This is a genomic window from Pseudoalteromonas sp. MMG022 (assembly GCF_021654245.1).
Classification (GTDB): Bacteria; Pseudomonadota; Gammaproteobacteria; order Enterobacterales; family Alteromonadaceae; genus Pseudoalteromonas; species Pseudoalteromonas amylolytica.
This window is the reverse complement of sequence record NZ_JAKFZQ010000007.1, coordinates 12,849-37,294: the sequence shown is the minus strand read 5'-3', so window position 1 is coordinate 37,294 and position 24,446 is coordinate 12,849. Positions and strand designations below refer to the sequence as shown.

Sequence of the window (24,446 nt, the reverse complement as noted above, 5' to 3'; positions counted from 1 at the left end):
ATCATGGAAAAATATGAGAATTATTATGTACCAGAGCAAAGCCATTGGCCGATTATAGGCGCGGTGGCAATGTTCTTAATTGCTGCGGGGGCGGGCTTAACCGTGATGCAGCTTTCTAGTGAAGCCAGTAGTGGTCAGTATGTGCTGTATGCCGGGCTGGGTATACTTTTTTATATGCTTTATGGTTGGATTAAAAACGTCATACACGAATCGCAGACTGGTTTGTACTCGAAGCAAATGGACCGCTCATTTAGGCAAGGCATGAGCTGGTTTATATTTTCGGAAGTGATGTTCTTTTGTGCGTTTTTTGGTGCGCTGTTTTATGCGCGAGTATTGTCTGTTCCGTGGCTAGGTGGTGAGGGCAATAATGCCATGACCAATGAAGTGCTTTGGCCTGCTTTTGAAGCGGTTTGGCCATTGCTTTCAACTCCTGCAGGAGAGACCACTCAGGCTATGGGGTGGCAAGGTTTACCACTTATCAATACGCTGATTTTACTTAGCTCATCGGTCACAATTCATTTTGCACATGTTGCCATTGAAAAAGATCAACGTAGCAAAGTGAAACTGTTTTTGAGTGCTACTGTGTTGTTAGGTTGTATCTTCTTAGCCTTGCAAGTACTCGAATATATACACGCCTATCAAGACCTTGATTTGACCCTACAAGCTGGCATCTATGGCAACACTTTCTTTATGTTGACGGGGTTCCATGGTATGCACGTTACGCTAGGAACCGTGTTGTTACTGATAGTGTTGATACGTATTTTTAAAGGACATTTAGACGCTAAGCAACATTTTGCGTTTCAGGCTGCAGCTTGGTACTGGCACTTTGTAGATGTTGTTTGGTTGTGTCTGTTTGTATTTGTATATGTGTTGTAAGCGTTGGGGTGCGATTAAGTCTAATCGCACCCAATTGAGCTGCGACGATGATTATCAATAAAGCGATAGCGGAGAATATGACACGGCGACCCAAATAGAAAGACATCGGCTTGCCATCACTGGGGTTTTTCAGCATCAGAAATAGAGCTCTAAATAAGTTAAAAATAATAAAAAGCAGTAAAAGAATAATAATAAATTTAATAAGCATAGTGAGTCCTTATGCAACAAATAGTTAAGCTCAAGTCTAGTTCAGTTATTACGTTGGTGTTAGTCACAATCGTAATATGTATTTGCTTAGCTCTGGCAGTATGGCAGTGGCAAAGAGCGCAAGATAAAGCGCACTTACTGGTACAGCAGGAGAAACAAGTTAACTTAACGGCAGAGCAAGTGTTAGCGTTACCTGCACAGCAAAGCAATGGCCTGTTAACTACAATAAGCGGTCGGTTTTTACCGCCTTTTGTGTGGTTTTTAGATAACCAAATATTAAACGGTCAAGTGGGGTTTGATGTACTCGCATTATTTGCTTTAAATGGTTATAACCAAAAGAGAGTGCTCGTAAACTTAGGGTTTATTCAATCTCTTAGCAAGCGCCAGACACCAAGCATTGCTTTGCCAGAGCACCAGCTCTCGTTGAAAGTACTCATAAAGTCAGAAAATTTAGCAGGTTTTACCCTTGCATCTGAAGCCAGTATGGACCCCACACAGCCAGAGTTGCTGCAGTACATAGATATCGGCTTTCTTGCCAAGCAAACCGATGAACAAATTTTTCCACTGGTGGCGTATCAACAATCAAACAACCCCATTATTGCCAGTCCTCATTACACACATGTGGTTATGCCACCAGAAAAGCATAAAGCCTATGCACTACAGTGGTTATTAATCGCTGTGGCGGCAGCTGTGGTGGCTTACTTTGCGATAAAAAAAGGAGCGCATGAATGATCTCAAAACCTTTAGGTGTGTTTATTGGTTGCTGCGTCGTGCCTTTAGCACTGGCCTATGCGGCGGTTAAGCTGGAGTGGTTACCAGAGCATACAACGAATCACGGGCAATTTTTGCAATCAGAATTGCGAGTGCCCAGTTGGCATGTACAAAACAATGAATTGTGGACCATTGCTATTAATGCGCCGGACGCCTGTTTAGAAGCATGTGAGAAGCAATTGAATGCACTGCAAAATTTATATACCGCGCTTGGTAAGCATCAAAAACATGTCGGCCTTGCTGTACTCAATCGTAGTCAAGATGTAGCAGCAATAGATCAATATCAAAGCTATCAATTAGCAGAGACTTTGCCTGCTGCACATCTTTATTTAATAGACCATCGTGGTCTTATGGTATTGCAATATCAGTATTTTCAAGACGATGAAAAGAATCGGCTTGAACACAAAGGTCTACTAAAAGACTTAAAGAAACTGTTGAAATATGCGCGTAGTAGCTAAGGAGTACACATGAGTAAGGGATATAAGTTACTTATTTTGGCGGCATGTACGCTCGCTTTATTGGTCGTGTCATTAGGAGCGTATACGCGCCTAAGTAATGCTGGTTTAGGCTGTCCAGATTGGCCTGGGTGCTATGGTTTTCTAACCGTGCCCAATGAGTCTCACGAGTTGACCATAGTTGAAAAGAATTTTCCAAATGCCCAAGTTGAGCCTAAAAAAGCTTGGATTGAAATGGTACACCGTTATTTTGCGTCGCTGCTGGGGTTGATGATAGTTGCATTGTGTATAGAGTCTTTTAGACAGCGCACAAATAAAAATCATAAGCAGGTAGTTGTTCCTTTTAAACACGCGCTACTTTTGATGGCGATGGTGCTGTTTCAAGGTTTGCTTGGTATGTGGACGGTTACGATGAATCTTCAACCGTTTGTTGTGATGGGTCATTTATTGGGAGGCTTTACTATTTTAGCCTTGTTGGTATTGATGTATTTGCGTGTTCATCAGCCAGCTGATGTTACCGCACCATCCATCACAGGACATTTCCTGCTCGCCATTATAGGCCTAGTTGTGTTAGTGATCCAGATTGCACTGGGTGGGTGGGTTGCCGCAAATTATGCTGCGCCGCATTGTTCAGGACTCCCAGTATGCAGCAATATCGAACTTTTCTCACTCGAAAGTTTGTTTCATTTACCGGTAGGTCAAAGCAATTACGAATTTGGAGTTTTACCGTTTGAAACGCGATTGTCTATCCACTTTATACATCGTATTTGGGCGATGGTCACAGCGCTGACCCTTATCTGGGTTGGTTGGAAAATATATAGAGCAGAACTAAGCTCTAAGATAAGAAGCGCTGTTATTTTAGTGTCTTGTGTGCTTTTTGCTCAGCTTTTCCTTGGCGGGTTGATAGTCCACCTTCAGTTTCCGTTACTTCTCACTCTATTTCACAACGTGATGGCTGCGTTACTACTGCTGAGCATGGTTAGATTGTGCTTTTTACTAGCAGCCAAACAAGGAGCTACAATATGACCGTATTAGAATTATCTCAAAAGTGGCACTTGGCTTCAAAACTGACTCTGAGTAATTATCTAGAGATCTGTAAGATAAAAGTTGTGCTTATGCTGGTGCTGACTGCATGGATAGGTATTGCGTTAGCACCAGATATGCAGCGTGGTTGGCTCGCGCAAATCATGAGTTTATTGGGGATTGGTTTACTATCAGCTTCTGCAGCTGCAGTGAATCATGTGGTAGATAGAGAAATAGATAAAAAGATGGCTCGTACGCGTCATCGCCCAATTGCAACCTCGCAGCTCAGCATCAGCTCAGCCCTGATATTTGCTTTCGTCATTGCTGTGATTGGCTGCGTATTGTTGCTGATTTGGAGTAACCTATTGTGCACTTTATTGACGCTTGGTGCGCTTGTTGGATATGCAGTGGTATATACCTTATTTCTTAAGCGGGCTACACCGCAAAATATTGTGATCGGTGGGCTTGCTGGAGCGATGCCGCCATTGCTAGGCTGGGTGAGTGAAACAGGAACTTTAAGTGCACCGCCATGGCTATTAGTGATGATAATTTTTACATGGACTCCGCCACACTTTTGGGCATTAGCGATTGCCCGCAAAAATGATTACCAAAGAGCTAACATCCCAATGTTGCCAGTCACTCATGGTGTTGCATTTACTAAACTTTGTATCATCGCTTACAGCATATTGTTAGCCATAGTATGTATGCTGCCGTATTTGATTGGGATGTCAGGGTGGATCTATTTGCTGTCAGCTGCGGTACTCAATTTGTTATTTATCGGCAAAAGCATCAATTTATATTTGCACCAATGTGAGCAACGCGCTATGGCGCTTTTCCGTTTTTCTATCAGTTATTTACTGTTACTATTCGTCGCATTATTTATCGATAAATGGTGGATGTAATGAGGGGCTGGTGGGCTGCATTATTAATGTTATTGGTATCATGCTCAGAACCGAACGAGGTGTCTGAGCATACGCTTCATTATAAACAAGCAAAAGCACTATCGAGCTTTGAGTTATATGATCAAAATAATGACTTGGTTACTGAACAAGCTTTATTAGGGCAGTGGACCTTAGTTTTTCTCGGTTATACTCACTGTCCTGACATTTGCCCCATGACACTGGCAAGACTAACCAATGTCTATGAGCAACTAAGGGACGTTTATCCTATCAATGTTTGGTTTGTCTCCGTTGACCCGAAAAGGGATGATGCTCAGAAGCGCAAAGCTTACATTAACTATTTTAATGACCATTTTAAGGCATTGAGTAACGACCATGCCCAACTGTTTCCATTAGTGAGAAACTTGGGATTAATCTACGCTATCAATAACAGTGACAGTAATGACTATTATGTTGACCATAGCGCTTCTGTTGCATTGATCAACCCTAAAGGAGAACTGAGTGCAATTTTTAAAGCACAGTTTCTCCCCAATGAAGTCCCATTGATAAATAGTGAACTTATCGTTGAGGATTTTAAAATAGTTGCTTCGCAATATACAGAGTAATTGATGGTGGCGTATGGCCACCGAATACTTTTCCTAACACCTTCATTAATTTGTCTTTCTTGTCGCAAGTTTTATGGCTTTTTTGTGATCTACGTCTAAGCTAAATTTATGAGTATTTAAATCAGAACTGTGTCCACGCATGTTAAAACTTCCTTCAGAATTAGCTGTTAGTCAGGTCGAAGAGCTGCATCAGCATTTGCTTCAAGAGCTAGAGACTGATCAGGATGTATGTGTCGATGTATCTGAAGTAAGCCGTATAGATACAGCATCAATCCAGTTGCTTTGTTCGTTGCAAAAGCACCTTTTTACAGTCAGCCACAAGATAATATGGTATGGGCAGAGCCAAGCTCTTTCCCACGCTGTGGAAGAACTTGGTTTAACGGATTTTTTAGCTTTGGATGGTACAAATTAAGGGGTTGGTATGAAGAAAATTTTGGCAGTAGATGATTCAGCATCAATGAGACAAATGGTTGGCTTTACGCTTAAGAAAGCTGGGTTTGATGTAACAGAAGCACGCGATGGTAGTGAAGCACTCAGTATTGCAAAACAACAGGGCTTTGATGCCGTGATCTCAGATGTGAACATGCCGATCATGGATGGTATCACGTTGATTAGAGAGCTACGCAATTTACCTAACTATAAATTTACGCCTTTATTAATGCTGACTACTGAATCAGGTTTGGATAAAAAAACAGAGGGTAAAGCAGCAGGCGCGACAGGTTGGATAGTAAAGCCGTTTAATCCCGAGCAGTTATTAGCGGTGTTAAAAAAAGTAATTCGCTAATCTGAGGAGCTGGGTTTATGAGCATCGATCTGAGCCAGTTTTTTGAAGTATTTTTTGAAGAGAGTTTTGAAGGTTTGGACGCCATGGAGTCCGAGCTGGTAAATATAGAACCAGGCACTGAAGATAAAGAGGCAATCAATACCATTTTTAGGGCTGCTCATTCTATTAAAGGGGGCAGTGGCACTTTTGGCTTCACGTCTGTTTCTGACTTTACTCATGTACTTGAAACCCTTTTAGATCAAATCCGTGATGGTCAGCGTGAGTTGACTACTGAGTATGTAAATTTATTACTCAAATCAGTGGACTGCTTACGCACACTGCTTAGGGCGCTACAAGCTGAAGAAACCCCTGATCTCGAAGAAGCAAATGAACTGCGGGGTAAGTTTGAAGCGATTCTCGGTATGGAAAGTACTGCTGAACCTACTGGCTCATCGGACGCTGTCACAGAAGTAGCTAAAAATACATATCAAATCGACTTCAAACCTAAGCCACACCTGTTTAAAACGGGTAATGAGCCACTGTTTATGATAAGTGAGCTTGGTGAGCTTGGCGCGATTGAAACACAAGCCTTTTACGATGCCGTTCCAGATATTCATCAATTGCATCCTGATGAGTGTTTTTTAAGTTGGCGATTTTTTTTAACAACTGATAAAGAACAAAGCGCCATTGAGGAGATATTTGAGTGGGTTGAAGATGATGCCGAAATTACGATAAGTATATGTGGTGGGATTTTTGAAGATGCAGCAGCACTATCTGAAGAAAAAGAACCGCTATCAGTACAAAAAACAGCAACTCAAGCGCTAGTATCACCTGCGGGTAACAAAGAGCTCGCAAAAAAGGTTGAGAATAAAAAGAGTACCGACTCTTCTACATCTAATTCGATCCGTGTCGGTATCGACAAAGTTGATTCGTTGATCAACATGGTGGGCGAGTTAGTGATCACTCAAGCTATGTTGAGCCAGATTGGAGAGCAGGAAATCACTGAGTCGACAATCACAGCTTTACAAGAAGGGCTAGCACAGTTGGCGCATAACACTCGAGATTTACAAGAAAATGTAATGCGGATCAGGATGCTGCCAATTAGCTTTGTATTCAGCCGGTTTCCCCGTCTAGTGAGAGATATTTCTCAAAAGCTAAACAAGCAGGTGGAATTAAAGTTACTTGGAGAGCAAACCGAGCTAGATAAAACTGTAATGGAGAAAATATCTGATCCCATGGTGCATTTAGTTCGCAACTCTTTAGATCATGGTTTGGAGATCCCCGAACGGCGGATAGCGGCAGGAAAAGACCCAGTTGGCACTGTAACGCTCAATGCGTTTCATCAGGGAGGCAATATTGTGATCGAAATTATGGATGATGGTCAGGGTTTGAACACCGAGAGAATTCGCCAAAAAGCGATTGATAATGGGCTTATTCAAGCACACGAAGAACTTAGCAGCGATGAAGTCAATGAATTGATATTTATGCCAGGTTTTTCAACAGCAGATGAAGTGAGCGATATCTCAGGAAGAGGTGTGGGTATGGATGTTGTCAGGCGAAACATTCAAGCTTTGAACGGCTCCGTTGAGGTGTCATCAGCTCCTGGTGTTGGTTCAACTTTCACCATTCGTTTACCGCTAACATTGGCTATCCTAGATGGTCAGCTTGTCCAAGTTGCACAACACACATACATCATTCCACTCATATCGATCGTTGAATCGCTACAAATAGACATCAGTAAAGTGAGTCGAGTAGGTAAAGATCTCGACGTGCTTCGGCTCAGAGATGAGTATATTCCGATCTTACGTTTATATGACATCTTTGATCATCAAGGCGCGATTGAAGAGCTTGATAAAACATTGTTGGTAGTTGTGGAAAGTGATAATCACAAAGTGGGCTTATTGGTAGATGATTTGCTGGCACAGCAACAGGTTGTGATTAAGAGCCTTGAAGCTAATTATCAAAAAGTCGATGGTATTTCGGGGGCCACAATATTAGGAGATGGCCGAGTTTCATTGATAGTTGATATATCTGGCTTGATAAAACTAAGTGGGTTAAAGCGTCCAGGTTCACAAGAATTGCTAGTGGAACAACATGGAACTGAGGTGGCTTAATGAGTGAGCAAAAGGATTTAAATCATCAGCTAAACTTGAGAAAACAGCAAGATGAGAATCAATATTTAACATTCATGATGGCTGATGAAGAGTATGGTTTGGATATTTTAGCCGTTCAGGAAATTCGTGGTTGGGAAGATGTAACAGCCATCCCAAATGCCCCTGATTTTGTAAAGGGGGCAATAAATTTACGTGGCACGATCGTACCAATTATAGATTTAAGATTGAGGTTCGGAATACCGAGTATTAGCTATGGTCCTTTGACGGTAGTTATTGTTGTTTCAGTGCAAATAAGGGAGCAACAAAAGGTGATGGGGCTGGTAGTCGATGCCGTGTCAGATGTGTATAGCATTTCGCAGGAAAAAGCAAAAGATGTACCGGATTTTCAAGATTCAGATAACGGACAATACGTACACGGACTCGTTAATGTGGGTGAAAAAATGGTTGTATTGCTTAACTTAGCAAAAGTATTAGACCTGAACTCAAAACAAGTAGCGCAAAGTTAGGAAAAACGGAAAAGGTGAAAGCATGCAAAGTGATATCAATAATAAGTTGTTAATCGTTGGGGTAGTGCTGGTGGCCGTCATCATCGGTGCTTTTCAATTTTTAGGCGTAACGATTAACGCTGAAAATGGCTTAATTATCAGTTTTCCTGTTGTTGCAGTGTTGGTCGCCGTGCTGTATTTAAAGCGAGTACTTGATACTGCTACAAGTAAACTTGCATGTTTAAATGCGGCTTTACCATACTTACAACTCACAGAGCCAGATATGGTGTCACGGTTAGATTTGAGTGCCTTACCTGAGCTGACTCGTATTCATACTGTGGAAGCGGGTCCTAGTGAGGATAAAGATCACATCGAAAGTTTGCTTAATGCCCTACACACTTGCCAAGCCAATATAATGATTGCAGATACAAACTTAAATATTACCTACTTGAATGAATCTGTTAGAAAAATGCTTAAGGCAAATGAGAGTAAGCTGCAAGAGAGCTTGCCTCAGTTTAATGTCGACAGCTTGGTAGGAACCAATATCGACGAGTTTCACCATAACCCTGCTCATCAAAGAAGTATTTTGGCGACACTTAACCGCGTGTATACCACTCAAATAAACGTTGCGGGTTTGACATTTGACTTGATAGCAACACCAGTATTTAACTCTGAAAGCGTACGCATTGCTACATTGGTCGAGTGGAAAGACGTGACTGAAAAGCTTGCCTTTGAACAGAAGCAAGCAACACTTGCTGCTCACAATGCAAGGATCACTAGCGCATTGGATGTATGTCAGGCAAACGTCATGCTCGCAGATGGGGACTGTAATATTGTTTATGCCAATCACTCTGTATTGGAAATGCTCAGTGATAATCAGGCGCAGCTTCGCCAGTCTTTACCTAACTTTGATGCAAAGAACCTTATTGGCGAATGTATCGATGTGTTTCATGCTAACCCGAGTCATCAGCGTAAAATGCTGGACGGTCTAACAGATACATATAAGACAGACATCGAAGTGGCAGGCTTTACGTTTGGACTTATCGCTACTCCTGTGTTCGATGATGAAAATAATCGCCTTGGTACCGTTGTGGAGTGGGAAGATAAAACTGCAAGACTTATCAAAGAGCAACAGGCGCGAGAGACTGCTTATGAGAACCTTAGAGTTAAACGAGCACTCGATAATGTCGCTACAAATACCATGATTGCAAATCACGAACATGACATTGTGTATATGAATGAAGCCGTATTAGCAATGATGCGCAACGCTGAAAGTGATATCCGTAAAGACTTGCCGCAGTTTGATGCAAATAGTCTAATTGGCTCAAACATAGACCTATTTCACAAAAACCCAGCACATCAACGAGGTATGCTAGCCAAGCTAACATCTTCCTATAGTACAGAAATTGTTGTCGGTGGGAGAACTTTTGGACTAGTGGCGAACCCTATACTCAGTGCTGAAGGAGAGCGTATTGGTACAGTTGTTGAGTGGGATGATAGAACTAAGGAAGTTGCGATTGAAAAAGAAGTGAATGATCTAGTGGCCTCAGCAGGTACGGGGAATCTAGGTGTTCGCATTGAAGAGGAAGGAAAAGAAGGCTTCTATTTACGTTTAACGAAGGGGCTAAATCAGTTGGTTAGCATTGTGGATGATGCCGTATCTGATACAGCTCAAATGCTAGATGCTTTGGCTAATGGTAACTTAACTCGCAGAATAACAGGTGAGTATCAAGGGGCATTTGAGAAGTTAAAAAGGGATGCAAATAGTACCGCGGACAAGCTCACAGAAGTAATCAATAAGATAAGTTCTTCGGCGTCACTTGTCGCAAGCGGAGCAGAGGAAATTTCACAAGGCAATGCTGATTTAAGTCAGCGTACAGAAGAACAAGCTTCTTCACTGGAAGAAACGGCTTCAAGTATGGAGCAAATGACCAGTACGGTGAAGCAAAATGCAGATAACGCAAAAGTGGCGAATGGGCTTGCTGAAGAAACCTGCGATAAGGCCATTCAAGGTGGCGAAGTAGTGAGTAGAGCTGTTGAAAGTATGTCAGCCATAAACGAGTCTAGTAAGAAGATCGCTGATATCATCGGTGTTATCGATGAAATCGCTTTCCAAACAAATTTGCTGGCTCTCAATGCTGCTGTGGAAGCGGCGCGAGCAGGTGAACAAGGTCGGGGGTTTGCTGTGGTTGCGGGTGAAGTAAGAAACTTAGCGCAGCGTTCTGCGGGAGCTGCAAAAGAGATTAAAGATTTGATCCGAGACAGTGTTGGCAAAGTTGAAGACGGTACGCTATTGGTCAATGAATCTGGTGCGACCTTGAAGGATATAGTCGCTTCAGTGAAGCGTGTTACAGAAATGATTTCAGATATTGCTGAGGCATCAGTTGAGCAAAGTTCAGGTATTGAACAGGTAAATAAAGCTGTTGCGCAAATGGATGAAATGACGCAGCAAAACGCAGCGTTAGTAGAAGAAGCATCCGCAGCAGGAGAGTCAATGGCTGAGCAAGCCAATGATATGCGTAAGCTATTACACTTCTTTACCATAGATAATGTAGCTCACTCAATATTGCCACCACAGTCGTCAATGGCTGCTCCATCCATAAGCGCAGCCCCAAAAGCAAAGATTAGCGAAGCTAAACAAGACGTGAAGGCTATGCCAGTGGGCAATAAATTCTCTGATAGTTCTGAGGAATGGGAGGAATTCTAGTCCGACTTTAAAGCACTGGGTCAGTATTTCTGGCCCTCATTAAGAGAATTTTGTGCAAGGTGGAAACATGCGAGAGTTTACCTTTACGGATGAGGACTTTGATGGGCTGTCTAAGCGTGTGTATAAAGCTTGTGGTATTGTTCTTGGGCCGCACAAGAAAGAAATGGTTTATTCGCGAATTGCGCGAAGGATCAGAGCTTGTGACCTTACCTCATTCAAGCAATATATTGAATTGGTAGATAACAATAATGGTGGAGAGTTTAGCAATTTCATAAACGCTATTACGACTAACTTGACGTCTTTCTTTCGAGAAAAGCACCATTTTGACTATTTATCGACAGTTATTATTCCAGCTATTTTAGAGCGCAATAGTGCATCTAAGAGAGTGAGGATTTGGTCGGCTGGTTGCTCAACGGGGGAGGAACCATACAGTATCGCAATGACGATTCTCGGCCGCTTTCCTTCTGGCTGGGATGTAAAAATATTAGCCACCGATTTGGACTCAAATGTACTATCAAAAGCACAAGCTGGTGTCTATAGTGCCCGCAGTATTACGGGGGTAGACGGCTCTGAGCTAAAAAAGTGGTTTTTAAAAAGCTCTGATGGTGAATCTTATAAAATAAAGCCTGCTCTACAAGAGCTTATCTCTTTTAAGCGACTGAACTTGTTGGAGAGTTGGCCAATGAAAGGGCCGTTTGACCTTATTTTCTGTAGAAATGTACTGATTTACTTCGACAAAGAGACTAAGGACCAATTGTTTGCTGGTTATCATCAGTTACTTGCTCCCAAGGGGCACCTATTTATAGGCCATTCCGAAACGATGGGAAAGGAACACATTGAGTTTATCAATTTAGGTAAGACTATGTATCAAAAGGCGGATCATGAATAGTCATATGGGACCAGTTTTAAGCGGCTTTGAGCACGTAAAGCGCTTCTGGGACTCTGGACGCTCAGCTGTTATAGCTAAAGTCTTACCCGGTGAATTTTACGTATCGAGGAATGATGAATATATTTCCACGGTATTGGGCTCTTGTATCGCTGCATGTATTTACGACGATGCTCGAGGCATTGGTGGAATGAATCACTTTATGCTGCCAGGAGCTAAAGACATTAAAGATATTCATGCTGATGATTTAAACTGTCGTTATGGGAATTGGGCAATGGAGTTTTTGATTAATGAAGTAATTAAAAATGGTGCCTCACGAAGTAATTTGAAAGTTAAGTTGTTTGGTGGCGGTAAAATTATCCGTGCCATGACAGATATTGGTGTTGGTAATATTCGCTTTGCTAATGCGTATGTACAAGAGGAAGGGTTGCAACTTGTGTCTCATGATGTTGGTGGACCTTGGCCCAGAAAGGTATTATTTCATCCACAAACAGGTAAAGCACAAGTCAAGAAGCTCAGAGAAATGCACAATGATACGATTGAAAAGCGTGAGGTACGTTACCTTCATGACATTGAATCTCAAGATGCCAGTACTGATATTGAGCTGTTTTAGAGGTAGGTATGATCACAGTATTGATTGTTGATGACTCTCCACTTATTCGTGGGTTGTTAACTGAGATCCTCAATCAGGCGCCTGATATTAAAGTGATTGGAGCAGCAGCGGATCCATATCAAGCCAGAGAGATGATAAAATCGCTTCACCCCGACGTGCTAACGTTGGATGTTGAAATGCCCAAAATGGACGGTATTAGCTTCCTACGTAATTTAATGCGCCTTAGACCTATGCCTGTGGTGATGATCTCCACTCTAACAAAACAGGGATCACCTGCGACATTGGAAGCGCTAGAAATTGGTGCGGTTGATTTTATCACTAAACCTGCCGTAAATGTGGTGTCGCAACTTAAGAGTTATACTCAAGCTGTACATGAAAAAGTGAGGATTGCTGCCCAAGCTCGGGTTCGTTCGTACAAGGTGCAAGCAAGCCATACAGATTCTCCAAAAAGTGAGAATATTCGTATGCAGTTTAAGAGCGATGCAATTTTGGCTATTGGCGCTTCTACGGGTGGAACTGAGGCGATCAAAGAGGTCTTAATCCGCTTGCCTGTCAATTCGCCACCAGTGGTTGTAACGCAACACATACCACCTATTTTTAGTACATCTTTTGCTTTGAGGATGGATCGTTGCTGCTCCGTGAAGGTGAAAGAAGCTGAAACGGGAGATCAGCTATTGGCTGGACACGTATTTATCGCACCGGGCGATAAGCATTTAAAAGTCGTTAATAGATCTGGAAAGCTGTTATGTGAACTTGAAGACACTGAGCTTGTTAACCGACACAAACCTGCTGTCGATGTGTTGTTTGATTCGCTCGTGCCTTTTGGTAAATCTGTATACGCAGCACTACTGACAGGCATGGGGAGTGACGGCGCCAAAGCTATGTTACGCTTAGCTCAAGCTGGAGCATTTACCGTCGCTCAGGATGAAGCCACATCGGTTGTTTGGGGAATGCCCAAAGCAGCGGTGGAGTTGAATGCTGTGAAACTCATAGCCCCGCTTCATGAGGTAACACACGCGTTACTAAATGCCTGTAAAAAATAGCTGGTCAGTTAATCACCCAGGGCTGAGAGAACCAAAAGAACTGTCCTGATTCTCCGGCTGCTGGCGCAGTGCAATTATATCGTGAACGTCCTTTTGGTAAGGCTTTTACCGCCTCGACGCTTACTTGCTTGTCATCTAACCATTCAACATTCCCTTTCCCTTGCCCCGATATATAACAGGTAAACTGTTTGGGGTTGAAGTTAACCTCTTTAAAGTTAATGACTAACGTGGGTTGTTGATTGTCAGTCACCGAATCCGCATAATTTAGATCAGCGATGGCGAAAGGTTTAGAATTTAGTTTTACCTTAAGTGTGTTGAGGTCACTGTATACTCCAGATGCGGGAAAGCGAGGGAGGCGCGTGAAGTCTGAATCTACACCTACCGCACCAGAGTGCTGCCCTATGCCAATAAATCCAAGAGATGTAACTAGTTCCTTTAAGTCATGATTAAATTCCCCATATGGGTAAGCCAGTAACTTTGCATTGTGACCAACCTCTTCTTTGATGCGTTGTTCTGACCAAGAAATGTCGTGGCTAATCCTTACTTTCCATTGCTCTAGGTTTTCACCTTGCAGACGTTTATGTAAATAGTCGTGCTTGGCGCTGTGATTGGCGATGAGCGCCCCTTGAGATGCGAGTTGCCGTAATTGTGACCAAGTCATAACATAGCTTTGCTGCTCATCGATCAGTTTTGGGTTTACGAAAATCGTGTAGGGGAAGTTAAACTCTTCCAAAATCGGCGCGGCCTGCTCGATATTATTGTCATATCCGTCATCAAAGGTGATGGCAACGGCTTTTGTTGGTAATGTGTCGCCTTTACGAAGCGATTCAAGCAGTTCATCCAACGGTAATACCTCGAACTGTGACTCTTTTAGGTAATTTAAATGGGCCCTAAACTGCTCAGCACTTAAAGAGGTAACAGCTGGCAGCTTTTCGCTCACATGGTGATACTGTAAGATCACCGCCGCTGAAACGCATTTCATATTTATCAATAGCAACGCGGACAATAAATGAAGAATTTTTTTAGCCATTATAAATCTTACCACCTGAGTTTGTTGTTTTTGGCAGGGCCAATGATTTTATCAAACATTTCTGTGCCCCTGCTAGGTTTGGTTGATACCGCTGTTATTGGTCATTTATCATCGGCGCATTATCTTGCTGGAATTGCGCTGGGTGCGAGCAGCATAGCGGTACTATTCTGGCTTGCCAGCTTTTTGAGAATGAGTACCACCGGAGTCATCGCACAAGCTCTGGGTTCAAAAGATACTAACAGGCTCAGAATGCTCTTTCAAAGCAGTATTATTTTGGCTATGACTTTTGCGATTACTCTAGTTTTATTACAGCCATTATTGATGGCTGCGATTGCTAAGCTGTCAGGAGCAACTGAGCAGGTTGTCCATCAAGCACAGTTATACTTTTCAATAAGAATTTACAGCGCGCCAGCAGCATTGTGTAATTTAGTATTATTGGGTTTTATGTTGGGAATGCACTTCGGGAAAGGGCCGTTTTACCTAGTGCTGTTTACCAATGTGGTCAATATTATTTTGGATATCTTGTTCGTGGTTGTATTTGAATGGGGTGTCGCTGGGGCTGCTTGGGCTTCTTTGATAGCTGATTACAGTGCTTTGGGCTTGGCGATATTTCTGGTGCAAAAATTATTTGTCAAGCACCAGATTGCTTGGTGTTGGACATTGCCAACGCTTACACAGACAAAGCAATTATTGAGCCTCAATAGAGATATTTTTATACGTTCTTTGCTACTCCAACTGTGTTTTAGTTTTATGACATTTTATGGTGCACGTTTGGGAGAAACAACGCTTGCTGCCAATGCTGTGTTACTAAACTTCTTAATGCTTGTAAGCTTTGCGTTGGATGGGATAGCTTATGCTGCTGAAGCCAAAGTCGGACATGCAAAAGGGCAGCAAAACATGAGCGAACTGCGACTTTGGGTACGTATTAGCGTGTTTTGGGGAAGCATATTCGCGCTTTTATATGCTTTGTTTTTTGCTACTTTGGGCAGAAAGCTAATCCAGTTACTTACGGACATACCAGAGGTCGTGGCACATGCACAGGTGTATTTACCTTGGTTAACCTTTTTACCGCTTATTGCGATGGGATGTTTTATCTTTGATGGTGTATTTGTTGGTTTAACGAGGGCCAAGGCAATGCGCAATAGTATGTTGTTCTCGGCAGCCTTTGGCTTCTTTCTACCTTTTGCGTTAACGGTATCATGGCAAAATCATGGGCTATGGTTCGCTATGAGCTGCTTTATGGCTCTGAGGGGCGCTACTTTGCTTTATCGTTATTCTCAACTTTGTCGTCAGGGTACATTGTTACAATAATCTGAGCGAAGCGATTGGCAAAAATACCCAGATAACCCCAAAGTGCAAAAAACATTGCAGGGCCAAGAATTATCAGGCCAACAATTTGCACTACGGGCTGGAAGTAATAACCATAGGCAATGGCTGCAAGTGCGCAGCCAAACAAAGCGATGCCTATTAAAAAGCGTTTGAGGCTAACTTTGGGTTGTTGCCCTAAACGATAAATGAGCTGCTTAAGCATGGTTTAGTAGTATGAGTGCTCGCCAGCTTGGTGCTCTGTGATATCCCTCACACCGGTGATCTCATCAAACTTGGCGATCATTTCCTTTTCAATGCCCTCTTTGAGGGTCACATCGATCATGGAGCACCCGTTACAACCACCGCCAAACTGTACGACAGCAATACCATCAGCGGTGATTTCTACCAAGCTCACTTGGCCGCCATGGTTTGCCAATTGAGGATTAACCTCGGTTGTAAGCATGTGCTCAACTTGCTCATGTAGCGTCGCATTTTCACCTAGCTTTTTAGCTTTCGCATTCGGCGCTTTCAAGGTTAACTGGGTACCCATCTTATCGGTGACGAAGTCAATTTCTGCATCTTCCAAAAACGGTGCACTTTCTTGATCGACTACGGCATCGAAGCCATTGAATGGTAAGCGAATATCAGTTTCTTCCACCGCGTCAGCTGGGCAGTATGAAACACCGCACTCTGCTTGAGAGGTACCTGGGTTTACTACAAATACTCGAATGTTGGTGCCTTCAGCTTGATCTGAAAGCAGTTTAGCAAAATGCGTTTGGGCTGATTCTGAAATTGTGATCATAACTCTGACTATACTTGACTAAATTACTCGGTTAATGCCTATGATACTCCCCTCATCGTATTGTCGCCAGTGTTGAGCGTAAAAATTTGGCAGGGCTTGGCAACACCTGCTAGCGTGGAGCCATTCAATTAAGAAAAAGGTTTAAGTTTATGCGCTACTCATTGGCTCTGGCAATACTGTTTATACAAAGCTTGTTCTTTGTAACAGCAAAGCCACTTGATTATTATTTTTCAGACTCAATCACGTTTGACCCAAGTATTGCTAAGCCCAGAGATGTATTGGGTTATGAGGTGGGTCAGTGGCATGTACGTCATGACCAGTTAGTACAGTACCTAAGCATATTGGCTCAGCAAAGTGAACGCATCAACATTGAAACTATCGGTTACAGCCACGAACAACGTCCGCTAATATTGCTAACCATTTCTAACAAAGCCCAGCTAGATAATATAGAAAATATACGAAAGCAGCATTTGGCACGCTTAAAAGATTCGTCAAAAGATAACAACGGACCTGCAGTATTATGGATGGGCTACAGTGTTCATGGCAATGAACCTTCAGGCAGTAATGCGGCAATGTTGGTTGCCTATTATTTAGCAGCCGCTCAAGGAGCTGAGGTTGAAAAGTTACTCGATAACACGGTTATTCTTCTAGACCCTTCTCTAAACCCTGACGGCCTAGCACGCTTTGCACAGTGGGCTAACAGCAATAGAGGGATGACATTGTCTGCTGACCCACAGCATAGGGAGCATGTTGAGGCATGGCCTTCGGGGCGTACTAATCATTATTTGTTTGATTTAAACCGCGATTGGTTATTGTTACAACATCCAGAGTCACAAGCCCGCATAGCTAAGTTTCACGATTGGAAGCCTAATGTTCTCACTGATTTCCATGAAATGGGCCCAAATAGCAGCTACTTCTTCCAACCTGGGATCCCATCTAGAACACATCCTTTAACCCCTGATGGTAATGTCGAACTCACAAATATGTTGGCAAGCTTCCATGCTAACGCGCTGGATAATGAGCAGCAATTGTATTTCACTCAAGAAAGTTTTGATGACTTCTATTACGGTAAAGGGTCAACCTACCCCGATATAAACGGTTCTGTGGGAATTTTGTTTGAACAGGCGAGCAGTCGTGGACACGTTCAGGAGACTATTAATGGCACTTTGCATTTTGCTCAAACCATAAAAAACCAACTGACCACAAGCTTATCCACTTTTGCAGGTGTGATGAAACATAAAGCACAATTATTGACTTATCAGCAAAACTTCTATGGTGAGGCTAAAAAGCTCGCGGCAAAAGAAGATTATTCAGGTTATCTCGTGGCTGCAGAGGGTGATGAGCAAAAGTTGATTGAGTTTCTGTACTTACTAAAGCAACACCAAATTGAAGCTTATCCTCTAAAGAGTGACTATAAGACTTATAAGGTAGGGGATGTTTTTATTCCCCTTGAACAACCTCAGTATCGTTTAATCAAGGCCGCCTTTTCTGAACAAAAGAACTTTAAAGACAATACATTCTACGATGTATCAGGATGGACATTACCTCATGCTTTCAACCTGCCATTTGAGACTATTAAAAGCACGCGATCATTAAAGCTTGATGCTCGCGCATGGCAAAAGCAGCCGACCAAGCCCAAAAGCGAGTTAGTGGATGGTTATGCTTTTGGTTTTTCATGGCAGCAGTTTAATGCGCCGAAAATGCTCAATTACCTATTAAAAAATGGTATAGAAGCACGTGTTGCACTGGAGGGGTTTAGTGCAAAAACCACTCAGGGTATTAGCCAATTCAAAGCTGGCAGTGTGATCATTGCAGCGGGGTTACAAAATAACGAAAAGTGGTTAACGATATTAAATCAAGCACAGAACAAATTTGATATAGATATCGCAGCAATCCAAAGTGGCCTGACGAGCGAAGGAATTGATCTAGGCTCACGATTTATGCGTCCAGTACAGGCCCCAAAAGTATTACTCGTTGGCGGCGAAGGAGTAAGTCAGTATGAGCTAGGAGAAGTGTGGTATCACTTGGATAAACATCTCGAGCTAGCCCCTAGTATTGTCGAACAAGGGCGTTTATCTCACATTTCGCTTGACGAATATAGCCACATCATCTTGGTTGATGGTAGTTATTCAGAGTTTACTGAACAGCTGAAAAGTAAGTTAAAGCAATGGACGAAAGCCGGCGGTGTAATCTGGGGACACAAACGTGGCGCAAAATGGCTGGTTGATAATCAACTAGTTAAAGCACAAAGCATCTCACGTCAGGAGATGTCAGAACAGTTTGATACTAAGAATCTAAGTTACAAAGATCGCGACCATTTATCCGCAAAACAGCGCATTGCGGGAGCGATTTTTGCGACTCATATGGACCTATCTCACCCGCTAAGTTTTGGTTTGCAAAGGGAGTTGTTACCTGTGTTTAAAAATAGCACTTGGCTACTGAAGCCTACAGAGCAGCCATTTCTTACTGTTGGATATTATCTAAAAAACCCTCAACTTGCGGGATATACAGCCCCTGAAAATGTTGAAAAGATTGCTAACAACGCCAGTGTCATAGCGCATCGTTTTGGTCGAGGTTCTGTAATCGCTATGACAGATAACCCCGTATTTAGGGGATATTGGTATGGCACCAGCAGAGTGCTCACCAACGCACTATTCTTTGGTGGCCTACTTACTGAATAAAGGCGTTAAGGCGGTTGCAAACGCCCAAACCTTGGCAGCACCGGCTTCTAAGCAAGCTCGTGCTGCCTCATCCATTGTGCTGCCTGTTGTTATAACATCATCAACGACTATTACATTCTTCCCGTGTAGACTTTGTGTAACACAAAATGCGCCTTTGATATTGTTACGGCGTTGTCTTCGATTCAATTCGCTCTGTGGCTTGGTTTGTTTTACACGCATTAAACAGCTATTTATCGGAGCTATGTTTTCTAATGCTGGCCTCCAAGTTTGGCCAACTTGATTGTATCCTCGCCAAAAATAGCGTCGATAGGTGAGTGGCATTATCAAGCACAGATCGGGTGAAAAGTAACTTGTTTGACAGAATCGCTGCATTTGGTGGGTAATTAATTGCTGCAAAATCGCTTTGTGGTGTGTTCTGCGATGAAACTTATATTCACTGAGCCAAACTTTTAATGCGCCTTGATACCAACCACAGGCTATTAGCCCATCGCAATGGGGTAGGTTCATAAGTCGAGCGATGTCAGGGCGCAATAATAAATTACTTTGCTCGAGTGCAAAAAATGGGAAGTCATCAAGGCAAAATTCACATATTTTCGTTCGGCGAGATGTAAAAGTTTGGCAGCAAACGCATTGGGAAGGAAATAACCACTCCATAATCATACCGAGTCCCTCCGTTACTTTATCTTGCTAAGACGTTATCATATCTCGAAGTTTGGTTTAGGAAGTATAGAAATGCAAAACAGCTTGGTATTTTTACATGGTTGGGGAATGAATAAAGCCGTGTGGCAGGTGTGTATAGAAGAGCTTAGCACTCATTACAGCGGAGACATTCACTGTTTAAATCTACCAGGGTTTGGTGGCGCAGACCTTCCGCAGGGAGAATATACTTTGGCATCGGTCGCTGGTACTTTGGCTAAAAAGATTGCGCCGAACAGTGTGATCGTTGCTTGGTCACTAGGGGGGTTGGTTGCACTATATTTGGCAAAGCATTATCCAGAAAAAGTATCAAAGCTAGTTATGTTAGCTTCTACCCCTTATTTTGTAGAAAGCACGAATTGGGCTGGTATAAAAGAGTATGTGTTGGATGATTTTAAGCAGCAGCTTAGTCAAGACAGTAACAAAACGATAGAGAGGTTTTTGGCAATTCAAGCAATGGGAAGTGAACATGCCAAAGAGGATATCAAGCAGCTTAGAACATTACTAAAAAAACATCCACAACCCCATGAAGAAGCTTTAAGTGCTGGATTAGATATGCTCAAAACTCAAGATTTACGGCAGACATTTAGCCAGTTGCAACAGCCCGTTTTTGGTTTTTTTGGTCGTTTGGACGCCTTAGTTCCCAAGAAAGTATGTAGCAAAATGGCGCAATTGAACCCTAGTTTTAAGTATGAAATTGCGCCAAAGGCATCTCATGCACCTTTTATTTCACACCGAGCAGAGTTTATATCTTACCTAAAATCAATACTTTAAAAATAGCGCTTTAGGGTGGGGAAAGTTTTATTTAATCATACTTTATTTTTACTTATTTTTGCGCAATAATTAACCATGTGTATTTGAATCGAGAGTAACTTATGCCTATAGGTGATGTGTTAAACACGGGACTGGAAGGTTTCAACCGAGCAAGTCAAGGGGTTGAACGAGCCACGGCTGAGATTAACCGTGCGACAGTTCAAACGCAGACGGATGAGCAACAGGCGCAGCAGCGTCAGTTACAAGCTGCCAGTAGTGATGAAGCGACTACAGCACCAGTATCTCAGCCTGCCAAGCTTGATGAAGCATTAGTAAACTTGAAAGTTGAAGAGTTTAACGCGAAGGCAAATACACAGACAATTCGAACAGCAGATGAAGTATTAGGTACTTTGATAGATATTAAAGTTTAGTAGTCCTGTATATGTTATGAACATAGTAACGCCTCCACCGGCGATGAACCTCAACACAGCAAACGTTTATACCGAAACGGCTAAGCGTGATAATCAGCTGCGTGAAATAATCCCAAAAGCTCCTCCCACTTCAGCTAGTTTTACAGAGAATAAGCCTGCGAATGAGGGAGATAAAACTCGGGCAAGCTCGCCTGACGACTCCTCTTTATATACAAATAATGGGCAACTGGCCAAAAACAAAACCATAGAAGAGAAAGAGCAGCAAGGACAGCAGCAAGGTCAGCAGCAACAGGGTGACGAGGAAGAGAAACAGAAACAGGATTCTCGCTCTGATAGCGAAGAAAAGGCACAGCAGCAAGAAATTAAAGAGCTCAAAGCAAGAGACCAAGAAGTTCGCTTGCATGAGCAAGCACATGCTCGGGTGGGCGGTCAGTATGCAGGTTCGCCAAGCTATGAGTATCAACGCGGCCCTGATGGTAACAATTACGCCGTTGGTGGAGAGGTCATGATCGACGTCGCTGAGATCCCAGGGGATCCGGCGCAAACTATCGATAAGATGCAAACGGTAAGGGCTGCAGCCTTAGCCCCTGCGGAACCATCGGGTGCAGATAGAGCTATCGCAGCAGACGCAACGCAAAAGATCTCTTCAGCTCAGGCTGAACTTGCGAAACAGCAAATCAGTGGTGACGATGGTGAGAAGAAGCAAGCCAGTAGCATAGGTACTTATCAAACTCGACGTCTGAAAGACGAAGATGAAGAGGAGCGTTTAGTTCAACGCGAGAGTGCAACGCTCAAAGATGATGCGGATCCATATGCCGTTGCGCTACCGATTGAACGAGACCCACAGATACAAGCAAGGGCGCTTAGAATTAACGACTTTTATCAACATATAGCATCACCCGATACACCAGCTTCGCTGTCACTTCGGGTATAGCTTCTAAACCAAAAAGCCGTATCTAGCGATACGGCTTTTTTCTTTTACTTTTTCAACTTAGCAAAGGCCTCTGCAAACGCATTACCCATTGCTGCATTGCCTGCATCTCGCTTGGGCTTTGGTTTGTTGGCAGGCTTGGTGTGTGGTGCTTTTTTCTGTGGTGTATTTTGCTGCACACTCTTTGGCGTGTTGTGGACGTCATCATCCAAGCGCATAGTAAAGCTGATCCGTTTTCTAGAGGCATCCACTTCGATCACTTTTACTTTTACAATATCGCCAGCTTTAACGACTTCTCTTGGATCAGAGATAAACTTATTGGTGATAGCAGAGATATGAACGAGGCCATCTTGATGTACGCCCACATCAACAAAAGCACCGAAATTGGCAACGTTTGAGACAACGCCTTCTAAAACCATACCAACTTTCAAGTCGTTGATGGTCTCAACGCCTGCTTTAAAGGTTGCTGTTTTGAATTCAGGGCGCGGATCTCGTCCTGGTTTATCAAGCTCTTTGATAATGTCAGTTACCGTTGGTAAGCCGAACTTGTCGCTAGTAAAATCGTTTGCAACAAGAGAGTTAAGCAACTCTGTATTACCTATCAAGGTTGTGACCGGAATCTGTTTCGTTTCACAAATCTGCTTCACGACAGGGTAAGCCTCAGGGTGGACAGCTGAACTGTCTAGTGGATCTTTACCATTTATTATCCGCAAAAAGCCAGCAGCTTGTTCAAATGCTTTTGGCCCAAGACGCTCAACTTTCTTGAGTTGACTGCGATTGGTGAAAGAACCATGTTCATCACGATATTTTATGATGTTAGTCGCAAGTGTTTTATTTAATCCCGATACTCGCGTAAGTAAAGGGACTGATGCGGTATTAACATCCACACCCACCGAGTTTACACAGTCTTCAACAACAGAAGTAAGGCTCTGCCCCAATTGGCTTTGTGAAACGTCGTGCTGGTATTGACCAACACCAATTGATTTGGGCTCGATTTTTACCAGTTCTGCAAGCGGGTCTTGCAAGCGACGTGCGATCGAGACTGCACCACGCAGTGATACATCTAAATCTGGGAATTCATTGGCGGCGAATTCTGACGCGGAATATACCGATGCACCAGCTTCACTCACCATGATCTTGTTAAGTTTCAACTCAGAAGCGCTTTTCAGTAGTTCAGAGGCAAGCTTATCCGTTTCTCTTGAAGCTGTACCATTACCAATAGCGATGAGTTCGACTTTGTGCTGACGACATACCTGCTCTAAAGTACGTAACGACTTGTCCCAATGGTTTTGTGGAGCATGGGGATAGATGGTATTGGTGGCTAACAGTTTTCCTGTTGCATCCACAACAGCGACCTTACATCCCGTACGCAGGCCAGGATCAATACCCATCGTGACACGAGGTCCAGCGGGCGCTGCCATAAGTAAATCTTTTAGATTTTTTGCGAAAACATCAATAGCATCTGTTTCAGCACTCTCCCGTAAAGCACCCAGAAACTCATTTTCTAAGTGTAGAGCAAGCTTAACTTTCCATGCCCATTGAACAACGCTCATAAGCCATTTACTTGCGTTAGCGTTGCTTACATTGAGTTGATAATGATCAGCTATCATTTGTGCACAAAACTGTTGCGAGTCTTCAACCTCTGGCTCTGGATTGATCGCCAATTGAAGTATGCCTTCATTACGAGCCCTAAGCATGGCAAGTGCTCTGTGAGACGGAACTTTAAGTAACTTTTCGCTGTGCTCAAAATAGTCGCGGTATTTGCTACCAGCTTCTTCTTTACCCGAGATGACTTTAGCTTCAAGTTGTCCATTTTGTTTTATGTGACGACGAAACTTAGCGAGCAGTTTAGCATCTTCGGCAAATCGCTCCATTAGGATAAATTTTGCACCATCAAGTGCTGCTTTGGCATCATCTATGCCAAGCTCTTTATTTATAAACTGTTGAGCTTCACGCTCTGGGTCGAGCGTGTGATCGCTAAACAATGCATCGGCAAGTGGCTCTAGGCCTGCTTCAATCGCGATTTGACCTTTAGTTCTGCGCTTGGGCTTGTAGGGAAGGTAGAGATCTTCCAGCTCTGTTTTACTCTGAGCTTCATTGATATCCGCTGTTAGTGCGTCCGTTAACTTACCCTGTTCAGCAATCGTATTGAGTATAAAACTGCGACGTTCTTCCAGCTCGCGTAAATAGCTTAAGCGCTGTTCAAGTAAACGTAATTGGGTATCGTCAAGGCCACCTGTGACCTCTTTACGATAACGTGCAATAAAGGGGACAGTTGCTCCTTCGTCAAGTAACGCGGTTGCCGCGATAACCTGTTGCTCTTTGGCGTTTAGTTCTTGTGCTAAACGAGCCGAGATGTTGCTCATG

General features: G+C 43.1%; 25 protein-coding genes. 19 read left to right on the top strand and 6 right to left on the bottom strand.

Going from position 1 to position 24,446, the window contains the following annotated elements:
• Positions 1 to 876, top strand: coding sequence for a cytochrome c oxidase subunit 3 (locus tag L1070_RS08240; RefSeq protein ID WP_237125317.1), 876 nt, complete (start codon positions 1 to 3; stop codon positions 874 to 876).
• Here L1070_RS08240 and L1070_RS20420 read toward each other — a convergent pair.
• On the bottom strand, positions 782 to 1,084 hold the full coding sequence (locus L1070_RS20420; protein WP_343221743.1) for a DUF2909 domain-containing protein: 303 nt from the start codon (positions 1,082 to 1,084) through the stop codon (positions 782 to 784). The two genes, L1070_RS08240 and L1070_RS20420, sit on opposite strands and share 95 nt — an antisense overlap.
• Before the next feature lie 11 nt (positions 1,085 to 1,095).
• Between L1070_RS20420 and L1070_RS08230 the strand changes: the two genes are divergently transcribed.
• The 13 genes from L1070_RS08230 (at position 1,096) to L1070_RS08170 (ending at position 13,447) form a co-directional block, all read left to right on the top strand.
• The gene (locus L1070_RS08230) at positions 1,096 to 1,815 is read left to right on the top strand and encodes an SURF1 family protein (protein ID WP_237125197.1); all 720 of its coding nucleotides are present in this window, start codon (positions 1,096 to 1,098) and stop codon (positions 1,813 to 1,815) included.
• Positions 1,812 to 2,312: a transmembrane cytochrome oxidase associated protein gene (locus tag L1070_RS08225; protein ID WP_237125196.1), complete on the top strand. Its 501-nt coding sequence runs from the start codon at positions 1,812 to 1,814 to the stop codon at positions 2,310 to 2,312. Before L1070_RS08230 ends, L1070_RS08225 begins: the two co-directional genes overlap by 4 nt.
• A gap of 9 nt (positions 2,313 to 2,321) precedes the next feature.
• Positions 2,322 to 3,335: a COX15/CtaA family protein gene (locus L1070_RS08220; protein ID WP_237125195.1), complete on the top strand. Its 1,014-nt coding sequence runs from the start codon at positions 2,322 to 2,324 to the stop codon at positions 3,333 to 3,335.
• Positions 3,332 to 4,234: a heme o synthase gene (gene cyoE, locus L1070_RS08215; RefSeq protein ID WP_070986180.1), complete on the top strand. Its 903-nt coding sequence runs from the start codon at positions 3,332 to 3,334 to the stop codon at positions 4,232 to 4,234. Before L1070_RS08220 ends, cyoE begins: the two co-directional genes overlap by 4 nt.
• Positions 4,234 to 4,836: an SCO family protein gene (locus tag L1070_RS08210; protein WP_237125194.1), complete on the top strand. Its 603-nt coding sequence runs from the start codon at positions 4,234 to 4,236 to the stop codon at positions 4,834 to 4,836. The genes cyoE and L1070_RS08210 overlap by 1 nt, the downstream gene beginning before the upstream one ends.
• Before the next feature lie 139 nt (positions 4,837 to 4,975).
• On the top strand, positions 4,976 to 5,248 hold the full coding sequence (locus L1070_RS08205) for an STAS domain-containing protein (protein WP_237125193.1): 273 nt from the start codon (positions 4,976 to 4,978) through the stop codon (positions 5,246 to 5,248).
• 9 nt (positions 5,249 to 5,257) lie between these two features.
• Positions 5,258 to 5,620, top strand: coding sequence for a response regulator (locus L1070_RS08200; protein WP_070986177.1), 363 nt, complete (start codon positions 5,258 to 5,260; stop codon positions 5,618 to 5,620).
• Positions 5,621 to 5,637: 17 nt separating this feature from the next.
• Positions 5,638 to 7,713 (top strand): chemotaxis protein CheA, encoded by a 2,076-nt coding sequence (locus L1070_RS08195; protein WP_237125192.1) that lies wholly within the window; start codon positions 5,638 to 5,640, stop codon positions 7,711 to 7,713.
• Positions 7,713 to 8,219, top strand: a complete 507-nt coding sequence (locus L1070_RS08190) for a chemotaxis protein CheW (protein WP_070986175.1) — start codon at positions 7,713 to 7,715, stop codon at positions 8,217 to 8,219. Before L1070_RS08195 ends, L1070_RS08190 begins: the two co-directional genes overlap by 1 nt.
• Positions 8,220 to 8,241: 22 nt before the next feature.
• A complete protein-coding gene (locus L1070_RS08185; RefSeq protein ID WP_237125191.1) occupies positions 8,242 to 10,905 on the top strand; it encodes a methyl-accepting chemotaxis protein in 2,664 nt (887 codons plus the stop codon).
• A 67-nt stretch (positions 10,906 to 10,972) separates the two neighbouring features.
• Positions 10,973 to 11,794 carry a protein-glutamate O-methyltransferase CheR gene (locus tag L1070_RS08180; protein WP_070986173.1) on the top strand — a complete coding sequence of 274 codons (822 nt, stop codon included), beginning with the start codon at positions 10,973 to 10,975 and terminating at the stop codon, positions 11,792 to 11,794.
• Positions 11,787 to 12,404 (top strand): chemoreceptor glutamine deamidase CheD, encoded by a 618-nt coding sequence (gene cheD, locus L1070_RS08175; RefSeq protein ID WP_070986172.1) that lies wholly within the window; start codon positions 11,787 to 11,789, stop codon positions 12,402 to 12,404. The genes L1070_RS08180 and cheD overlap by 8 nt, the downstream gene beginning before the upstream one ends.
• Before the next feature lie 8 nt (positions 12,405 to 12,412).
• Positions 12,413 to 13,447, top strand: coding sequence for a chemotaxis response regulator protein-glutamate methylesterase (locus tag L1070_RS08170; protein WP_237125190.1), 1,035 nt, complete (start codon positions 12,413 to 12,415; stop codon positions 13,445 to 13,447).
• Between the two features lie 4 nt (positions 13,448 to 13,451).
• On the opposite strand, the gene L1070_RS08165 is transcribed toward L1070_RS08170, so the two are convergent.
• Positions 13,452 to 14,477 carry a polysaccharide deacetylase family protein gene (locus tag L1070_RS08165; protein WP_237125189.1) on the bottom strand — a complete coding sequence of 342 codons (1,026 nt, stop codon included), beginning with the start codon at positions 14,475 to 14,477 and terminating at the stop codon, positions 13,452 to 13,454.
• 42 nt (positions 14,478 to 14,519) lie between these two features.
• Between L1070_RS08165 and L1070_RS08160 the strand changes: the two genes are divergently transcribed.
• Positions 14,520 to 15,788, top strand: a complete 1,269-nt coding sequence (locus L1070_RS08160; RefSeq protein ID WP_237125188.1) for an MATE family efflux transporter — start codon at positions 14,520 to 14,522, stop codon at positions 15,786 to 15,788.
• On the opposite strand, the gene L1070_RS08155 is transcribed toward L1070_RS08160, so the two are convergent.
• Positions 15,733 to 16,008 carry a hypothetical protein gene (locus L1070_RS08155; protein ID WP_070986169.1) on the bottom strand — a complete coding sequence of 92 codons (276 nt, stop codon included), beginning with the start codon at positions 16,006 to 16,008 and terminating at the stop codon, positions 15,733 to 15,735. The genes L1070_RS08160 and L1070_RS08155 overlap by 56 nt on opposite strands.
• A gap of 3 nt (positions 16,009 to 16,011) precedes the next feature.
• Positions 16,012 to 16,587 carry a Fe-S biogenesis protein NfuA gene (gene nfuA, locus L1070_RS08150; protein WP_070986168.1) on the bottom strand — a complete coding sequence of 192 codons (576 nt, stop codon included), beginning with the start codon at positions 16,585 to 16,587 and terminating at the stop codon, positions 16,012 to 16,014.
• A 149-nt stretch (positions 16,588 to 16,736) separates the two neighbouring features.
• Here nfuA and L1070_RS08145 point away from each other — a divergent pair, with 149 nt between their 5' ends.
• Positions 16,737 to 19,268 (top strand): M14 metallopeptidase family protein, encoded by a 2,532-nt coding sequence (locus tag L1070_RS08145; protein ID WP_237125186.1) that lies wholly within the window; start codon positions 16,737 to 16,739, stop codon positions 19,266 to 19,268.
• On the opposite strand, the gene L1070_RS08140 is transcribed toward L1070_RS08145, so the two are convergent.
• Entirely contained in the window at positions 19,254 to 19,922 is a 669-nt protein-coding gene (locus L1070_RS08140; protein WP_237125185.1) for a phosphoribosyltransferase family protein, read from the bottom strand. The genes L1070_RS08145 and L1070_RS08140 overlap by 15 nt on opposite strands.
• Before the next feature lie 78 nt (positions 19,923 to 20,000).
• Here L1070_RS08140 and bioH point away from each other — a divergent pair, with 78 nt between their 5' ends.
• The 3 genes from bioH (at position 20,001) to L1070_RS08125 (ending at position 22,082) form a co-directional block, all read left to right on the top strand.
• A complete protein-coding gene (gene bioH, locus L1070_RS08135) occupies positions 20,001 to 20,738 on the top strand; it encodes a pimeloyl-ACP methyl ester esterase BioH (RefSeq protein WP_237125184.1) in 738 nt (245 codons plus the stop codon).
• Positions 20,739 to 20,839: 101 nt separating this feature from the next.
• Complete coding sequence (locus L1070_RS08130) at positions 20,840 to 21,148, top strand: hypothetical protein (protein ID WP_070986164.1); 309 nt, start codon at positions 20,840 to 20,842, stop codon at positions 21,146 to 21,148.
• Between the two features lie 16 nt (positions 21,149 to 21,164).
• Positions 21,165 to 22,082: a putative metalloprotease CJM1_0395 family protein gene (locus tag L1070_RS08125; protein WP_070986163.1), complete on the top strand. Its 918-nt coding sequence runs from the start codon at positions 21,165 to 21,167 to the stop codon at positions 22,080 to 22,082.
• Positions 22,083 to 22,126: 44 nt separating this feature from the next.
• Here the strand turns inward: L1070_RS08125 and L1070_RS08120 are convergent, their stop codons facing one another.
• On the bottom strand, positions 22,127 to 24,445 hold the full coding sequence (locus L1070_RS08120) for a Tex family protein (protein ID WP_237125183.1): 2,319 nt from the start codon (positions 24,443 to 24,445) through the stop codon (positions 22,127 to 22,129).
• Position 24,446: the final 1 nt, after the last annotated feature.

Excerpts from the sequence above, each read along its gene's own strand:
- L1070_RS08120 (WP_237125183.1), bottom strand. The coding sequence starts at position 24,445 with ATGAGCAACATCTCGGCTCGTTTAGCACAAGAACTAAACGCCAAAGAG.
- L1070_RS08145 (WP_237125186.1), top strand. The coding sequence starts at position 16,737 with ATGCGCTACTCATTGGCTCTGGCAATACTGTTTATACAAAGCTTGTTC.
- L1070_RS08195 (WP_237125192.1), top strand. The coding sequence starts at position 5,638 with ATGAGCATCGATCTGAGCCAGTTTTTTGAAGTATTTTTTGAAGAGAGT.
- L1070_RS08170 (WP_237125190.1), top strand. The coding sequence starts at position 12,413 with ATGATCACAGTATTGATTGTTGATGACTCTCCACTTATTCGTGGGTTG.
- L1070_RS08230 (WP_237125197.1), top strand. The coding sequence starts at position 1,096 with ATGCAACAAATAGTTAAGCTCAAGTCTAGTTCAGTTATTACGTTGGTG.
- L1070_RS08125 (WP_070986163.1), top strand. The coding sequence starts at position 21,165 with ATGAACATAGTAACGCCTCCACCGGCGATGAACCTCAACACAGCAAAC.
- nfuA (WP_070986168.1), bottom strand. The coding sequence starts at position 16,587 with ATGATCACAATTTCAGAATCAGCCCAAACGCATTTTGCTAAACTGCTT.
- L1070_RS08190 (WP_070986175.1), top strand. The coding sequence starts at position 7,713 with ATGAGTGAGCAAAAGGATTTAAATCATCAGCTAAACTTGAGAAAACAG.
- bioH (WP_237125184.1), top strand. The coding sequence starts at position 20,001 with ATGCAAAACAGCTTGGTATTTTTACATGGTTGGGGAATGAATAAAGCC.
- L1070_RS08155 (WP_070986169.1), bottom strand. The coding sequence starts at position 16,008 with ATGCTTAAGCAGCTCATTTATCGTTTAGGGCAACAACCCAAAGTTAGC.
- cyoE (WP_070986180.1), top strand. The coding sequence starts at position 3,332 with ATGACCGTATTAGAATTATCTCAAAAGTGGCACTTGGCTTCAAAACTG.
- L1070_RS08210 (WP_237125194.1), top strand. The coding sequence starts at position 4,234 with ATGAGGGGCTGGTGGGCTGCATTATTAATGTTATTGGTATCATGCTCA.
- cheD (WP_070986172.1), top strand. The coding sequence starts at position 11,787 with ATGAATAGTCATATGGGACCAGTTTTAAGCGGCTTTGAGCACGTAAAG.
- L1070_RS08140 (WP_237125185.1), bottom strand. The coding sequence starts at position 19,922 with ATGGAGTGGTTATTTCCTTCCCAATGCGTTTGCTGCCAAACTTTTACA.
- L1070_RS08200 (WP_070986177.1), top strand. The coding sequence starts at position 5,258 with ATGAAGAAAATTTTGGCAGTAGATGATTCAGCATCAATGAGACAAATG.
- L1070_RS08185 (WP_237125191.1), top strand. The coding sequence starts at position 8,242 with ATGCAAAGTGATATCAATAATAAGTTGTTAATCGTTGGGGTAGTGCTG.
- L1070_RS20420 (WP_343221743.1), bottom strand. The coding sequence starts at position 1,084 with ATGCTTATTAAATTTATTATTATTCTTTTACTGCTTTTTATTATTTTT.
- L1070_RS08165 (WP_237125189.1), bottom strand. The coding sequence starts at position 14,477 with ATGGCTAAAAAAATTCTTCATTTATTGTCCGCGTTGCTATTGATAAAT.
- L1070_RS08205 (WP_237125193.1), top strand. The coding sequence starts at position 4,976 with ATGTTAAAACTTCCTTCAGAATTAGCTGTTAGTCAGGTCGAAGAGCTG.
- L1070_RS08220 (WP_237125195.1), top strand. The coding sequence starts at position 2,322 with ATGAGTAAGGGATATAAGTTACTTATTTTGGCGGCATGTACGCTCGCT.
- L1070_RS08180 (WP_070986173.1), top strand. The coding sequence starts at position 10,973 with ATGCGAGAGTTTACCTTTACGGATGAGGACTTTGATGGGCTGTCTAAG.
- L1070_RS08225 (WP_237125196.1), top strand. The coding sequence starts at position 1,812 with ATGATCTCAAAACCTTTAGGTGTGTTTATTGGTTGCTGCGTCGTGCCT.
- L1070_RS08130 (WP_070986164.1), top strand. The coding sequence starts at position 20,840 with ATGCCTATAGGTGATGTGTTAAACACGGGACTGGAAGGTTTCAACCGA.
- L1070_RS08160 (WP_237125188.1), top strand. The coding sequence starts at position 14,520 with ATGATTTTATCAAACATTTCTGTGCCCCTGCTAGGTTTGGTTGATACC.